The 14,886-nt window shown below is 46.5% G+C and carries 12 protein-coding genes; 7 read left to right on the top strand and 5 right to left on the bottom strand.

Going from position 1 to position 14,886, the window contains the following annotated elements:
- Positions 1-15 precede the first annotated feature (15 nt).
- Together pckA and NB463_RS05535 are read left to right on the top strand one after the other, a co-directional pair.
- The gene (pckA, locus tag NB463_RS05540) at positions 16-1,644 is read left to right on the top strand and encodes a phosphoenolpyruvate carboxykinase (ATP) (RefSeq protein WP_005395000.1); all 1,629 of its coding nucleotides are present in this window, start codon (positions 16-18) and stop codon (positions 1,642-1,644) included.
- 192 nt (positions 1,645-1,836) lie between these two features.
- Positions 1,837-3,930 (top strand): AsmA family protein, encoded by a 2,094-nt coding sequence (locus NB463_RS05535; protein WP_258430439.1) that lies wholly within the window; start codon positions 1,837-1,839, stop codon positions 3,928-3,930.
- A gap of 13 nt (positions 3,931-3,943) precedes the next feature.
- On the opposite strand, the gene NB463_RS05530 is transcribed toward NB463_RS05535, so the two are convergent.
- From NB463_RS05530 to NB463_RS05520, 3 genes are all read right to left on the bottom strand, one after another.
- Entirely contained in the window at positions 3,944-4,861 is a 918-nt protein-coding gene (locus NB463_RS05530) for a bifunctional GNAT family N-acetyltransferase/hotdog fold thioesterase (protein ID WP_005395003.1), read from the bottom strand.
- Between the two features lie 106 nt (positions 4,862-4,967).
- Positions 4,968-5,402: a D-aminoacyl-tRNA deacylase gene (dtd, locus tag NB463_RS05525; RefSeq protein WP_258430440.1), complete on the bottom strand. Its 435-nt coding sequence runs from the start codon at positions 5,400-5,402 to the stop codon at positions 4,968-4,970.
- A complete protein-coding gene (locus NB463_RS05520) occupies positions 5,374-6,318 on the bottom strand; it encodes a virulence factor BrkB family protein (protein ID WP_005379281.1) in 945 nt (314 codons plus the stop codon). Before NB463_RS05520 ends, dtd begins: the two co-directional genes overlap by 29 nt.
- 34 nt (positions 6,319-6,352) lie before the next feature.
- Between NB463_RS05520 and NB463_RS05515 the strand changes: the two genes are divergently transcribed.
- On the top strand, positions 6,353-6,994 hold the full coding sequence (locus NB463_RS05515) for a DUF2959 domain-containing protein (protein WP_031780441.1): 642 nt from the start codon (positions 6,353-6,355) through the stop codon (positions 6,992-6,994).
- A gap of 31 nt (positions 6,995-7,025) precedes the next feature.
- Here the strand turns inward: NB463_RS05515 and NB463_RS05510 are convergent, their stop codons facing one another.
- Positions 7,026-7,568, bottom strand: a complete 543-nt coding sequence (locus NB463_RS05510; RefSeq protein ID WP_258430444.1) for an AAA family ATPase — start codon at positions 7,566-7,568, stop codon at positions 7,026-7,028.
- 80 nt (positions 7,569-7,648) lie between these two features.
- Positions 7,649-9,478: a translational GTPase TypA gene (typA, locus tag NB463_RS05505; RefSeq protein WP_046874152.1), complete on the bottom strand. Its 1,830-nt coding sequence runs from the start codon at positions 9,476-9,478 to the stop codon at positions 7,649-7,651.
- 531 nt (positions 9,479-10,009) lie between these two features.
- Between typA and glnA the strand changes: the two genes are divergently transcribed.
- The 4 genes from glnA to glnG all read left to right on the top strand — a co-directional run bounded on the left by glnA (position 10,010) and on the right by glnG (position 14,837).
- Positions 10,010-11,419, top strand: a complete 1,410-nt coding sequence (gene glnA / locus NB463_RS05500) for a glutamate--ammonia ligase (RefSeq protein WP_005395023.1) — start codon at positions 10,010-10,012, stop codon at positions 11,417-11,419.
- Between the two features lie 196 nt (positions 11,420-11,615).
- The gene (locus NB463_RS05495) at positions 11,616-12,197 is read left to right on the top strand and encodes a DUF4124 domain-containing protein (RefSeq protein ID WP_047009386.1); all 582 of its coding nucleotides are present in this window, start codon (positions 11,616-11,618) and stop codon (positions 12,195-12,197) included.
- Positions 12,198-12,329: 132 nt separating this feature from the next.
- Positions 12,330-13,376, top strand: coding sequence for a nitrogen regulation protein NR(II) (glnL, locus tag NB463_RS05490; protein ID WP_012841226.1), 1,047 nt, complete (start codon positions 12,330-12,332; stop codon positions 13,374-13,376).
- A 57-nt stretch (positions 13,377-13,433) separates the two neighbouring features.
- On the top strand, positions 13,434-14,837 hold the full coding sequence (gene glnG / locus NB463_RS05485; protein WP_005395036.1) for a nitrogen regulation protein NR(I): 1,404 nt from the start codon (positions 13,434-13,436) through the stop codon (positions 14,835-14,837).
- Positions 14,838-14,886 lie beyond the last annotated feature (49 nt).

The raw sequence follows: 14,886 nt of genomic DNA, 5'->3' as shown, positions 1-14,886 counted from the left end.
TTATAAGGAGCACCTATGACCGTTATGGAACATACTAAGGCTGCAACACTTGATCTAACCAAGCACGGACTGCATAACGTTAAAGAGGTTATTCGCAACCCTAGCTACGAAATGTTGTTTGAGGAAGAAACGCGTGAAGACCTAACTGGTTATGAGCGTGGCGTGGTTACTGAACTAGGTGCGGTTGCCGTTGACACTGGCATCTTTACTGGTCGCTCACCAAAAGATAAATACATCGTCAAAGACGCTACGACAGAAGAGCATATGTGGTGGACGTCTGATCAAGTAAAAAATGACAACAAACCAATCACTCCAGAAGTGTGGGACGAGCTGAAAGAACTGGTCACAAACCAGCTTTCTAACAAACGTTTGTTTGTTGTTGACGGTTACTGTGGTGCAAACCCAGATACGCGTTTGAGCATTCGTGTTATCACGGAAGTCGCATGGCAAGCGCACTTCGTTAAAAACATGTTTATCCGCCCAACGGAAGAAGAATTGGCAACATTTGAACCAGACTTCGTGGTAATGAATGGCGCAAAATGCACTAACCCAAAATGGGAAGAGCAAGGTCTGAACTCAGAAAACTTCACCGTATTTAACCTAACCGAGCGCATGCAACTTATCGGTGGTACTTGGTACGGCGGTGAGATGAAGAAAGGCATGTTCGCGATGATGAACTACTTCCTTCCTCTAAAAGACATCGCATCAATGCACTGTAGCGCTAACATGGGCAAAGATGGCGACGTAGCGGTATTCTTTGGTCTCTCTGGTACCGGTAAAACCACACTATCAACTGACCCTAAACGTGCGCTAATTGGTGATGATGAGCACGGTTGGGATGATGACGGCGTCTTCAACTTCGAAGGTGGTTGTTACGCGAAAACCATCAAGCTATCGAAAGAAGCGGAGCCAGACATCTACAACGCAATTCGCCGTGATGCACTGCTAGAAAACGTAACGGTACGTAGCGATGGCTCTATCGACTTTGATGATGGCTCGAAAACAGAAAACACACGTGTTTCTTACCCTATCTACCATATCGACAACATCGTTAAGCCAGTATCAAAAGGCGGTCACGCGAATAAAGTGATCTTCCTATCGGCGGACGCATTTGGTGTGCTACCTCCAGTGTCTAAATTGACACCTGAGCAAACTAAGTACCACTTCCTATCTGGCTTTACTGCAAAACTGGCAGGAACAGAGCGTGGTATTACTGAGCCTACACCAACCTTCTCTGCATGTTTTGGCGCAGCGTTTCTAACGCTTCACCCAACTAAATACGCAGAAGTACTGGTTAAACGTATGGAAGCAGCAGGCGCTGAGGCTTACCTAGTGAACACAGGTTGGAACGGCACTGGCAAACGTATCTCGATTCAAGATACGCGCGGAATTATTGATGCGATTCTTGATGGTTCGATTGAAGATGCACCAACTAAGCACATTCCTATCTTCAACCTTGAAGTACCGACTTCACTACCAGGTGTGGATCCAAGCATTCTAGACCCTCGTGACACGTACGTTGATCCACTTCAGTGGGAAAGCAAAGCGAAAGACTTGGCTGAACGCTTTATCAATAACTTTGATAAATACACGGACAATGCGGAAGGTAAATCTCTGGTTGCCGCTGGCCCTCAGATTGATTGAGTCGAGTAACAACGACGTCGCGTAAACCACAGTGATAAGTGGGCAGCCACTTATCACTTTTACGTAGACCAAGTTACAAAAAACCGCTTCAAGCCCCTCTTTTGAGGGGCTTTTTATTGAATACCGCAGAATATTGATACAAGCTAAAGCCTATCTAGTTTTATTTAATTGCAAACGTAGGTTCTAGCAGGAATGAAAACAGCGCGTCGAGTTCTAATTCTGTTACTGGTTATCTTAGTTGCCATTCCGGCCACTATGATTGCGCTGTTAACAACATCTTACGCCGATGCAACTTGGCGTCTGCTATCAAACAGCATTTCCTTGCCCTTTCAAGCAGAAAGCGTGCGTTACGATTTTCCCTACCACCTAACTTTACAGGGTGTGAACACAAACGTAGACGACGCTTCTTATATCGAGCAAGTCGATTTATGGATGAATCCCGATGTTTATCGCGATGGTAAATGGATCGTTGATAGCTTATTGATTGATGGACTTAATTTGCAGTATGGCGCGCCAAAGCTCCCGCCTTTAGATAACGTTTTGTTCCATCAAATCGCGCTCAAAAATATTGATTACGCCGACGAGCAGTTTTCTGGTAATGGCATTGACCTTCAAATTCAATCACCACAGTGGAATGGCCAGTTAATACCATATGGCGAGGTTCAACTTGCAGCCGACCAGATCTATTGGAATGGCGAAGCCTTTAATCAGGTCTTGGTCGACATGGACTACAAACCGCAAGACAGTACGCTCTATGGCACTTCATTTAACTGGCGTAACAGTCAAATTTCAGGGCAAGGCGAGCAGTATCCACAAGGCTGGTCTTTAGTGAATGTGACCATCAATAAGTTGCAACTCAATCATATCCAGCTCCAATCACTGCTTGCTAAGCCTTGGCAAGCAATACCATTCAAGATTAATCACATTAATAGCTTAGACTTACTGAACGCCGATATTGAATGGGGCGATTGGCACTGGCAAAACTTAGAGCTCTCCGTAGAAAACGCCACACTGCCACTTTCTCTCTGGGAGACAACGGCTCAAGTTTCATTGCAGGCGGATAGCGTCCGATTCCAACAGCAAACCGCAATAGAGCCACGTTTAAGTGCTGTTATAGAGCCTGAAAAAATCCAACTCAACGAGCTCAGCTTAGATTGGCAGCAAGGTCGAGTGCAGGTCTCTGGGGTGTTCACTCCAACGCAATGGCAACTCGAAGAAGCCTCCATTCAAGGCCTCAAGTGGGCAATACAACCTGAAGATAACCAAAACTGGTGGCACGCCGCCATCAGTAAGTTAGATCATGTCACAATCCAACGACTCGACATCGAGCGCAGCCAAATCATTCAGCTATCTCACGAACCTTATTGGCAGTTCTCCGGTTTAAACATCGAAGGGCAGCAGCTTGATCTTAAACAGGTCAATCAACGTTGGGGCCTTTGGCATGGCGATCTGGAAGCTAGCGTTGTCAACGCCAGTTATAACCAAGTGCTCACGTCTCATGCTGCACTTGCCATGCAAAGTGAGAATGGCTTTTGGAAACTGACACGCCTTTTTGCACCACTCGAGCAAGGCTACGTAGAAGGCATCGGACAGATAGACCTAAGTACTCCGAGCCAGCCTTGGGCACTCAACCTCAATGCCGATGGCATTCCCTTATCACTCTTCCACGATTATTTACCCGACACACTGGCTATTGATGGTTTTTCCGATCTCAGCCTCGATCTACAAGGATTATCAGGTGATCGCAACATGCTGGCCTACAGCTTATCTGGCGAAGTAGAAGCCAACCTACGAGATACCCGTTTTAAATCCCAAGCGAATCATTCGCTCAAAGCCATTACCTTAAGTCCGCTGAGTTTAAGCGCGCAACGAGGGAAGGTCGCCATAGAACCAGTCATCATTTCAGGGAAAGCTATGAGTGGTAGGGTTTGGGGCGAGTTTGATATGGCCAACAACCCACTAAATGGCATTGTTTATCAATGGAAAGAGTCGTGCGGGAGCGTTGAAGGCGATCTACTCAGTGGCGAAATCCATCATAATGAATGTTTAAAAGCACCAGCACCAAAAGCACCGGCTGATGTTGAAAGCACTCCACAAACAAGTGAATCAGCCATGGAGCTGCCAACTGCGATTGATAACATCAATGTGGAGATTCAAGAGGAAGAATTTTCCGAAGAAATTGTCGAAGAAGACGAAGCATCTGTCACTGCTCCCACCACAGAGGAACAAATCCTCCCACCGACAGAGCGAGAAAGCGAAAAGAATAAGCGCCCTACAGATCAGTAAGGCGCCCTCTCAATTAACAGCTGAGTAATTGCGAATAGTTCGGTATCAGCATATAGGTACCAACAAAATCTACGGCTGGCGTGTCGCCACTATAAATCACCACGTGAATGACGATGCGTGCTTTGCGCCCTGACTCCAATCGATCTAGGTCACCACTGATCCCATCCAACGAAGTACTCGCCACGGGGTTTTGTTCGACTGGTTGACGATAACGAATCGAGCTGTCGGCCAATACAATATCACCATGCAAACCGCGCTCTTTAAGCAGCAGCCACGTCATACCCCACCCCGTCAAGGTAGCTAAAGTAAAAGCCGACCCCGCAAACATGGTGTTATGCGGATTAAGGTTTGGATTAAGTTGCGCGCAGCATTCAAACTGGTAACCCGTGTACTGGTTAATTTTTATCCCCATTTTGTCGCTAATTGGGATCTGTTGCTCCCAGCGCTGCTGAAGTTCAGTGCACCATTCTGGGCGACGCAACACATTCGCCATCGGATCCAATGGTTTCACCATTTGCTGGTGACGCACAGGACCGCGCTCGTCGGTCAGTTCACCACGACGCTCAAAGCCATTTTTCTCGTAAAATGCGATGGCATCTTCACGGGCATTACACACCAAGCGCTTCGCCCCTTCTTGGCGTGCTAACGACTCTAGCGCGACCAGAACCAGCGAGCCCATCCCTTTACTGCGGCGATTATTTTTAACCGCCATATAGCGGATTTGGCCATCATTATCCGGCGTAATGTATAAACGACCGATCGCCATAGGACGACCTCGGCCATCAACAATCATACGGTGATGGCTCATTTCATCGTATTCATCGCGTTCAGAGCCAATTGGCATACGCCATGGCTCACGAAGCAGTTGCCAGCGAAACTGATAATACTTGTTTATCTGATTATCGGTTTTGGGAGTAATGAGTTTGAACATATCAATCCTTTGAAAGCACAACACTAATAAATGTCGGGAAAATCACTCCAAGCCAATTCCATGAGCTTGGAGTTAAAGCTTAGACCATGGCACTGGTGTTACCAGACTAGACCTGCAACCAAAACGTCACCGGACCGTCATTCACTAAGGACACTTTCATATCGGCAGCGAAGCGGCCACGCTGTGTGGGTAAAACTTGTTCACACAAATCAGAAAAGTAATCATACAAGCGCTCAGCATCAGCAGGATGCGCACCGCGAGAAAAGCCAGCACGAGTGCCTTTTTTTGTATCCGCAGGTAACGTAAATTGAGAAACCACCAACACTTTGCCTTCTACCTGTTTGACGTTCAGGTTCATCTTACCTTCATCATCTTCGAACACGCGGTAGGTCGTAACACGCTCCATCAAGCGTTTTGCTTTGACCTCATCGTCGTCTTTCTCTACTCCTAATAAGACCAGCAGACCACGATCAATTTCCCCTACGACTTCACCATCCACACGGACGGCAGCTTCACTGACTCGTTGAATTAGCGCTATCACTACTCTCGCTTCCTTCATCTGTTAACTGAGATTCAGCGGTCGAGTGTATCATGTCTAAATCTTCACTCCAGTGCTCTCGCTCACCAAGCGCAGCCGTAACTTCCGCCCCCAATAACACAATCATCCAGCATAAATACACCCAAACAAATAAGATAGGAATCGCGGCTAACGCACCGTAGATGAGCTGATAAGACGGAAACTGAGTGATGTAGAGTGCAAAGCCCTTTTTACTTAATTCGAACAGTATCGCAGCGACTGCTGCCCCCATCGCGCCATGAGCCAGGTGCACTTTTTTATTCGGCACCAGAATATATAAGCCAAGGAAAGCGAAAAAAGACAACAACAGCGGTAACCAACGTAAAAACAGATTGAACGCACCAGATAATGTCTCGTTCTCTAAAATTTGCAGTGAGGTCACATACGATGTCGCCGCGATACTCGCACCGACCATGATCGGCCCTAACGTGAGTACCATCCAATACATAGAGAATGAAAAGACTAAACGGCGCTTATCTTTAACTCGCCAAATGTAGTTTAAGTTCTTATCAATGTTCGAAATCAGCATGACTGCAGCAATGAATAAAAACCCACCGCCAACCGCGCTCATTTTGCCCGTATTCGCCACAAATTCCTGCAATGCCGTATGTACAGCTTCCCCAGATGCCGGAACAAAATTCTCAATAATGTAGCCTTGCAACACCTCACCGACGTTCGCAAAAACGGGAAATTTCGACAATATTGATAACAATACCGTCAGCATTGGCACGATGGATAACAAGGTAATGTAGGCAAGATAGCCCGCGTTCACATTGACGCGATCATGCGTTAATCGCTTAAGAAGATACTTAAAAAACGCGACGCAACTTGGCAGTAGATTGATTAATCTTGCCTTGTAACTCTCTGATAACTGGTTCATAGTTCATCCCATAATTAGCGTCGAGGACATAAGAATGCCTTATTTATTAGCAATTGTACTATCAATTTTCACTTTAACAGGGTGTCAATCTGCTTATTACTCAGCGATGGAGCAAGTTGGGTACCATAAACGAGATATTATGGTCGACCGCGTTGAAGATGCCAAAGAATCTCAACAAGATGCACAAGAAGAATTCACCAGTGCGCTCGAAGCCTTATCTGCGATCACTAATTTTGATGGTGGTGAGCTAGAAAGTGTCTACAACAAAATCAATGACAAGTACGAAGACAGCGAAAAAGCGGCGCAAGACGTTCGTGACCGCATTGCTGCGATTGAAGACGTTTCCGGCGCACTGTTCGATGAATGGCAAGACGAACTAGAGCTGTACTCGAGCGCGAAATTGCGCCGTTCAAGCGAGCAAAAGCTACGTGAAACCAAAGCCTCGTACAAAACCATGCTTAGCGCAATGAAGCGTGCAGAGAAAAAGATGACGCCGGTACTAAATACACTGCGCGACAACACGTTGTACTTGAAACACAACCTTAACGCGAGTGCGATTGGCTCTCTACAAGGTGAATTTTCTAGTCTAGAGAAAGACATTCAGTTTGCCATCAAACAGATGAACGAAGCGATTGCAGAGTCTGATAAATTCCTACAAAAGCTCAATCAAAAGTAAATGATTCAAACCTCCTCCTAGCGAGGAGGTTTTAGTCTGCGACCTCACCAACTAAACCGATGACTCTTCGAACAAAGCTTACTCGTTCTAGCACACTGCCCCACGGCACTTCGACCACTTCGTAACCCAACTCAGCATAGATATCCACTAAGGATTGATGAATCTCCAATGCTTCTTCAAAGCTGTGTGGACGCACTTCATCTTGCACGTAAATGGATGCTTCAGGTCGACAAGTAAACACCTGACTATGGTACCCAGCACTTTCGGTTAAGAAAGCTTGGTCAACCTTACAACCGCCCACTTGTAAGTAAGCAATGATGTCTGGGATGGCGCGATCAACAAACGCAACGTCATGACAACGCGCATCACTCTTTTGCTTGCTCATCAAGTCGAGACACAATTGAGCAAACTCAGGCAGGTTCGTCCACGGCAAGATACCGTCGTCTAACTGGTTTTGCTGTTCAATTAGCGTACGAGAGCTCTCTACAAACGTCGCATACCCTTGCCGCTCTAATGCATTCAGTAGGGTGGTTTTCCCCGCACCAGGGCCACCAGTAATCACGATTGGCTTCATGCTGATATTTTCATTCTCTAGATACAAAAAACCCTGAGCATAACTCAGGGCTTCTTCTTAATTGAATCGCTTAACGAAAGTTATTTCGCGCCACGAGAAGCACGTTTACGATCGCTTTCCGTTAGGAATTTCTTACGGATACGGATGCTTTCAGGTGTTACTTCTACTAGCTCGTCGTCATCGATGAACTCAAGCGCTTGCTCTAGCGTCATGATGATTGGCGGAGTTAGAACCTGTGCGTCATCTGTACCAGATGCACGAACGTTGGTTAGCTGCTTACCTTTCAGTGCGTTTACTGTTAGGTCGTTGTCGCGGCTGTGAATACCGATAACCATGCCTTCGTAAACTTCCACACCGTGACCGATAAATAGACGACCACGTTCTTGAAGGTTGAACAGTGCGTTAGTTAGCGCTTTACCCGCAGCGTTAGCAATCAGAACACCGTTGATACGCTGACCGATGTTACCGCCTTTGTGTGGGCCGTAGTGGTCAAACGTATGGTATAGAAGACCAGAACCAGAAGTCAGTGTCATGAATTCCGTTTGGAAGCCGATCAGACCACGAGATGGCATGATGAAGTCCATACGTACACGGCCTTTACCGTCTGGAGCCATATCTTTCAGCTCACCTTTACGTAGGCCGATATTCTCCATGATACCGCCTTGGTGCTCTTCCATTACGTCGATAGTTACCGTTTCAAACGGTTCCATTAGCTGACCATCTTCTTCTTTGATGATTACTTCTGGACGAGATACGGCAAGCTCGAAGCCTTCACGACGCATGTTTTCGATCAGGATAGACAGGTGAAGCTCACCACGGCCTGATACGCGGAATTTGTCTGGATCGTCTGTTTGTTCAACGCGCAGTGCAACGTTGTGTACCAGTTCCTTCTCTAGACGCTCAAGGATGTTACGTGAAGTGACGAACTTACCTTCTTTACCAGCGAATGGAGACGTGTTTACTTGGAACGTCATGGTTACTGTTGGTTCATCAACAGACAGTGCTGGTAGTGCTTCTACTGCGTTTTGTGCACAGATAGTGTCAGAGATTTTAAGCTCGCCAAGACCAGTGATTGCAATGATATCACCCGCGTTAGCTTGCTCAACTTCGTGACGCTCTAGGCCTAGGTAGCCCATTACTGTGCCCACTTTACCGTTGCGAGTTTTGCCGTCTGCACCAACAACCGTTACTTGCTGGTTTGGCTTAACGCTACCACGAGTTACACGGCCAACGCCGATAACGCCAACGTAAGAGCTGTAATCCAACTGAGAGATTTGCATCTGTAGTGGACCATCTAGGTCAACTTCTGGTGCAGCTACTTCGCCAACGATAGTTTCGAATAGCGGTTCCATGTTCTCGCCAGTTTCGCCTTCTTCTAGAGAAGCCCAACCGTTAAGAGCAGAAGCGTAAACCACTTTAAAATCTAACTGTTCGTCAGAAGCACCTAGGTTGTCGAATAGGTCGAACACTTGGTCCATAACCCAATCAGGACGTGCGCCAGGGCGGTCAATCTTGTTGATAACAACGATTGGTTTTAGACCATGAGCAAACGCTTTTTGTGTTACGAAACGCGTTTGAGGCATTGGACCATCAACCGCGTCAACGATAAGTAGTACAGAGTCTACCATCGACATGATACGTTCAACTTCGCCACCGAAGTCCGCGTGTCCCGGAGTATCTACGATGTTGATACGGTAATCGTTCCAGTCGATTGCTGTGTTTTTAGCAAGAATGGTAATACCGCGCTCTTTCTCGATGTCGTTCGAGTCCATGACTCGCTCTTCAGCTTCACCGCGAGACTCAAGCGTGCCTGATTGTTGTAGCAGCTTGTCAACCAACGTGGTTTTACCGTGGTCAACGTGCGCGATGATCGCGATATTTCTTAATTTATCAATCTGTGGAGTAGCCATGGATATTGATTCACTTAGATAGATGAAATGCCCCCACGCTGAGAACGGGTGCTCTCTGGCGACATTTGCTGATTAAAAAAACGGCCATAATGTACCAGATTTTAGCAAAAAGCCTAGAAATATGTGATCTACTCCCGAGCATTTCTGCGATTTTTACGCTTAATGCCCATTTTCTTCCTCGGAACGAATTGATTAAACGCAACTTTATTCCAATCGATGCATAATTCAAATTGACTCTTGCTCAAAAACTGGGCTGAATAAGCAATGCGCCTGTCACATTATGGTGCAATAATGATTTTCCGCACCATAATAGTGCAAGTAAAGACCATTTTGGTGCAATCATCTGCACCAAGCTAGCGCCAAAAAAACACAATTGCTTGAAATTAATGGGATATTTTTTTTGGCACGGTTTTGGCTTTAGTTAAAACAGCATCGATTAATGAAAAGTCAAATTGATTAATCAATGCCAGGTTTCATGAATAATTCATAAATCGAGCTTTTACCGCTTATTAACACTGGAGGTTATCCAAGATGTCAGTAGAAAACGTTCTATCGCTGATCCAAGAAAACGAAGTTAAGTTTGTTGACCTACGCTTCACTGATACAAAAGGTAAAGAGCAGCACATTTCGATCCCTGCTCACCAAATCGACGCAGACTTCTTCGAAGAAGGTAAAATGTTCGATGGTTCATCAGTTGCTGGCTGGAAAGGTATCAACGAATCAGACATGGTAATGATGCCTGACGCATCTTCTGCTGTGCTTGACCCATTCACGGAAGACGCAACACTCAACATCCGTTGTGACATCTTAGAGCCGGCAACAATGCAAGGCTACGACCGTGACCCACGTTCTATCGCAAAACGCGCTGAAGACTTCATGCGCTCTACTGGCGTTGCAGATACTGTACTTATCGGTCCTGAGCCAGAATTCTTCCTATTTGACGACGTGAAGTTCGCGACTGACATGTCAGGCTCTTTCTTCAAGATCGATGACGTAGAAGCAGCATGGAACACGGGTTCTGATTACGAAGAAGGTAACAAAGGTCACCGTCCAGGCGTTAAAGGTGGTTACTTCCCTGTAGCTCCAGTGGATTCATCTCAAGATATCCGTTCTGCTATGTGTCTAGTAATGGAAGAGATGGGTCTTGTTGTTGAAGCTCACCACCACGAAGTGGCAACAGCGGGTCAAAACGAAATCGCAACTCGTTTCAACACGCTAACAACCAAAGCTGACGAAATCCAAATCTACAAGTACGTTGTACACAACGTTGCTCACGCGTTTGGTAAAACGGCAACATTCATGCCTAAACCACTTGTTGGTGACAACGGTAGCGGTATGCACGTTCACCAATCTCTAGCGAAAGATGGTGTAAACCTATTTGCTGGTGACAAGTACGGCGGTCTATCTGAAATGGCGCTTTACTACATTGGCGGTATCATCAAACACGCTCGTGCAATCAACGCATTTGCTAACCCATCAACAAACTCGTACAAACGTCTTGTACCAGGCTTCGAAGCGCCAGTTATGCTTGCTTACTCTGCACGTAACCGCTCTGCTTCAATCCGTATCCCTGTGGTACCAAGCCCGAAAGCACGTCGTATCGAAGTTCGCTTTGGTGACCCAGCGGCTAACCCATACCTATGCTTTGCATCAATGCTAATGGCTGGTCTTGACGGTATTAAGAACAAGATCCACCCAGGCGAAGCAATGGATAAAGACCTTTACGATCTACCAGCAGAAGAAGCAGCAGAAATCCCAACGGTTGCATACTCACTGAAAGACGCACTAGCAGAGCTAGATGCTGATCGTGAATTTCTAACAGCGGGTGGTGTATTCTCTGACGACTTCATCGACTCTTATATCGAACTGAAATCTCAGGACGTAGAGCGCGTGAACATGACAACTCACCCAGTTGAGTTCGAACTTTACTACTCTGTATAAGGTCGACACTGTGTAAAATGTAAACACAGCAACAAAATATTAGGCTCGCCTCGCAGGCGGGCCTTTTTTGTATTCGTCAGTCAAGATTCGACGTTTAACATGAGGGGATAATAAAAATACGCTTGGACTTTTTACCTTGTAGGTCAAAGAGCTAAGCCATTGAAACGTGAAATCATCGATCAAAAGAAGGTGAGCAATGAAAGTTCAGCTTATTCCATCGCTATGTGCTCTCAGCGGATTGTTAATCGCCTCCATCGCATCAGCGCAGGTTGCTTATACATGGGTAGATAAAAATGGCGTGGTTCATTTTAGTGATACGCCAAACCAAGGTGCAAAAGCCATCGCGTTGCCAAACCTTGAAGCCAGCGCACCCGCTCCTAAGGTAGAAAGCACGGAATCACTCGCCCCTCAGACCAAGCCATCGAAAGAGCCACAAGACAAGCCGGAAAAGAAAACCGATAAACCTCTCCCATTAAAGCTCTCGATGCTGACTCCTCAACATAACGAAACCATCCGCAGCAACCGAGGCATCATCAATATTCAACTGGAAACCAATCGCAAGCTTGGTATCGGCGAACAGTTGCAACTGCTGCTCGACGGAAAACCTTATGGTGCGCCACAAAGCCATATGATGTGGCAGTTAAACAATATTGACCGAGGCACCCACACACTGGCCGTGCACGCGAAAAGAAGCGGCAAGCTTATTGCATCTACTAGCCCTATAACGGTGCATTTACATAGAGCAAGTGTTAAGCCGACCGTAAAAGGGGCAAAATAGAATATCTGGTGAAAAAAATAGCATCACTGCGGTGCTTTTCACTTTTTCTTCTGAGATTTATTCGCCATACTTAACGTTCAATTGCACCATTATTGTGCAACGCACAATCTTAAAGCAAAACAAGGACGTAATGTGGATACCAGTCTTCCTAGTGCCATTCTCAACAACATGGTGACAGCAACGCTGATTCTTGATGATGGATTGGCTATCCGTTATGCCAATCCGGCTGCCGAGTTGCTGTTTTCTCAAAGCGCGAAACGTATTGTTGAACAATCGCTTTCTCAATTGATTCAACATGCGTCGCTGGATCTCGCGCTGCTCACTCAACCATTGCAAAGTGGCCAAAGCATCACCGACAGTGACGTCACTTTCGTTGTTGATGGCCGCCCCTTAATGCTAGAGGTGACAGTTAGCCCAATCACTTGGCAAAAGCAGTTGATGCTTCTGGTTGAGATGCGCAAAATTGATCAGCAGCGCCGACTCTCTCAAGAACTGAACCAGCACGCCCAACAACAAGCGGCGAAACTGTTAGTCCGAGGGCTTGCACATGAGATCAAAAACCCGCTAGGTGGATTACGTGGTGCAGCGCAATTGCTAGAAAAAATGCTGCCAGATCCCTCTCTCACCGAATATACGCACATCATTATTGAGCAAGCCGACCGTTTAAGAGCGCTCGTTGATCGATTACTCGGACCACAAAAGCCAGGTAAGAAGACACAAGAAAACTTGCATCAAATTCTGGAAAAGGTCCGCCAGTTGGTTGAACTAGAATCGCAACGTTCAATCGTGATTGAACGTGATTACGACCCGAGCTTGCCAGAAATTTTGATGGATGCGGACCAAATCGAACAGGCGATGCTTAATATCGTCAGTAATGCAGCGCAAATTCTTAGCCATCAAGAACACGGTAAAATCACCATTCGCACCAGAACGGTGCATCAAGCTAATATTCACGGCAAACGCTGTAAACTCGCTGCGCGTGTCGAAATCACAGACAACGGCCCTGGCATTCCACCGGAATTACAAGACACGCTGTTCTATCCCATGGTCAGTGGCCGCGAGGGAGGAACTGGCTTAGGGCTGTCTATTTCACAAAATTTGATCGACCAGCACAATGGAAAAATAGACGTAGAAAGCTGGCCTGGTCACACAACATTTACTATTTATTTGCCGATCTGATTGCGCTAATGGACTTCAAGTCGCATCAGTTTTTCGGTTTGCTGCAAGGATTACTACATGAGTAAAGGATATGTTTGGGTCGTTGATGACGACAGTTCTATTCGCTGGGTGATGGAGAAAACGCTCTCCTCTGCCAACATAAAATGCGAAACCTATGCCGATGGGGAAAGCGTTTTGATGGCGCTCGAACGCGAAGTACCAGATGTGCTGGTATCAGACATTCGCATGCCGGGCATTGATGGATTAGAGCTGCTAAAACAAGTACAGCGCGATTACCCAGACCTTCCCGTGATTATCATGACCGCCCACTCAGATTTGGATGCGGCAGTGAATGCGTACCAAAAAGGTGCCTTTGAATACTTACCAAAACCTTTTGATATCGATGAAACCTTAACTCTGGTTGAACGAGCGATTGCACACAGTCACGAAAATAAACGTGAGCAACTCTCTCCAGAAGACATTCCTGCGGAAACGCCAGAAATCATCGGTGAAGCGCCAGCCATGCAAGAAGTATTTCGAGCCATTGGTCGTCTTTCTCGCTCCTCAATTTCAGTATTGATTAACGGTGAATCGGGCACGGGTAAAGAGCTTGTTGCTCATGCGTTGCACCGCCATAGTCCTCGCGCCAACAAACCTTTTATTGCACTCAATATGGCGGCGATTCCCAAAGATCTGATTGAGTCAGAGTTGTTTGGTCATGAAAAAGGGGCATTTACCGGGGCGAACAATGTTCGTCAGGGTCGATTCGAACAAGCCAATGGCGGCACCCTATTTTTAGACGAAATCGGTGACATGCCGTTAGATATTCAAACCCGTTTGCTGCGTGTTCTGGCCGACGGACAGTTTTATCGAGTGGGCGGTCACTCCCCAATCAGCGTCGACGTAAGGATTGTCGCGGCAACACACCAGAATTTAGAAAAGCTGGTGCATGAAGGCGATTTCCGTGAAGACTTATTCCATCGCTTGAACGTGATTCGAGTGCAGATTCCGGCATTGCGTGAACGTAAGCAGGACATCGAAAAACTTACGCAGCATTTTCTTATCCGAGCGGCTGATGAGCTGGGGGTCGAAACCAAAACTCTGCATCCGTCGACCGTTGAAATTCTTAACCGCCTTGATTGGCCGGGCAACGTGCGTCAATTAGAGAATATTTGCCGTTGGTTAACCGTCATGGCCAGTGGTAGCGAGGTATTGCCAAACGACTTACCAAGCGAACTGCTCGAAGAGAAAAAATCCATTTCGGACTCTGAACATGGCAGCTGGCAAGAACAATTGGCGGATTGGGCACGTCAATCACTCGCGGCAGGAGATAAAGAACTGCTTTCTTATGCTTTACCAGAATTTGAGCGCATTTTATTAGAGGCAGCTTTGGAGCACACTAAAGGTCACAAGCAAGATGCCGCTAAAGTATTAGGCTGGGGGCGAAACACGCTTACCAGAAAATTAAAAGAATTGTACTGACAATCACTTACGTGGTGCGTTAACAACGAGAGTCGTTTGTCACTCGATA

Origin of the sequence: Vibrio sp. RM-41-2B (genome assembly GCF_024744415.1) — a bacterium.
GTDB classification, from domain to species: Bacteria; Pseudomonadota; Gammaproteobacteria; order Enterobacterales; family Vibrionaceae; genus Vibrio; species Vibrio diabolicus.
This window is presented reverse-complemented; position numbering and strand designations above follow the sequence as displayed.

Excerpts from the sequence above, each read along its gene's own strand:
- pckA (WP_005395000.1), top strand. The coding sequence starts at position 16 with ATGACCGTTATGGAACATACTAAGGCTGCAACACTTGATCTAACCAAG.
- glnG (WP_005395036.1), top strand. The coding sequence starts at position 13,434 with ATGAGTAAAGGATATGTTTGGGTCGTTGATGACGACAGTTCTATTCGC.
- NB463_RS05535 (WP_258430439.1), top strand. The coding sequence starts at position 1,837 with ATGAAAACAGCGCGTCGAGTTCTAATTCTGTTACTGGTTATCTTAGTT.
- NB463_RS05515 (WP_031780441.1), top strand. The coding sequence starts at position 6,353 with ATGCCTTATTTATTAGCAATTGTACTATCAATTTTCACTTTAACAGGG.
- NB463_RS05530 (WP_005395003.1), bottom strand. The coding sequence starts at position 4,861 with ATGTTCAAACTCATTACTCCCAAAACCGATAATCAGATAAACAAGTAT.
- NB463_RS05510 (WP_258430444.1), bottom strand. The coding sequence starts at position 7,568 with ATGAAGCCAATCGTGATTACTGGTGGCCCTGGTGCGGGGAAAACCACC.
- glnA (WP_005395023.1), top strand. The coding sequence starts at position 10,010 with ATGTCAGTAGAAAACGTTCTATCGCTGATCCAAGAAAACGAAGTTAAG.
- typA (WP_046874152.1), bottom strand. The coding sequence starts at position 9,478 with ATGGCTACTCCACAGATTGATAAATTAAGAAATATCGCGATCATCGCG.
- NB463_RS05495 (WP_047009386.1), top strand. The coding sequence starts at position 11,616 with ATGAAAGTTCAGCTTATTCCATCGCTATGTGCTCTCAGCGGATTGTTA.
- NB463_RS05520 (WP_005379281.1), bottom strand. The coding sequence starts at position 6,318 with ATGAACCAGTTATCAGAGAGTTACAAGGCAAGATTAATCAATCTACTG.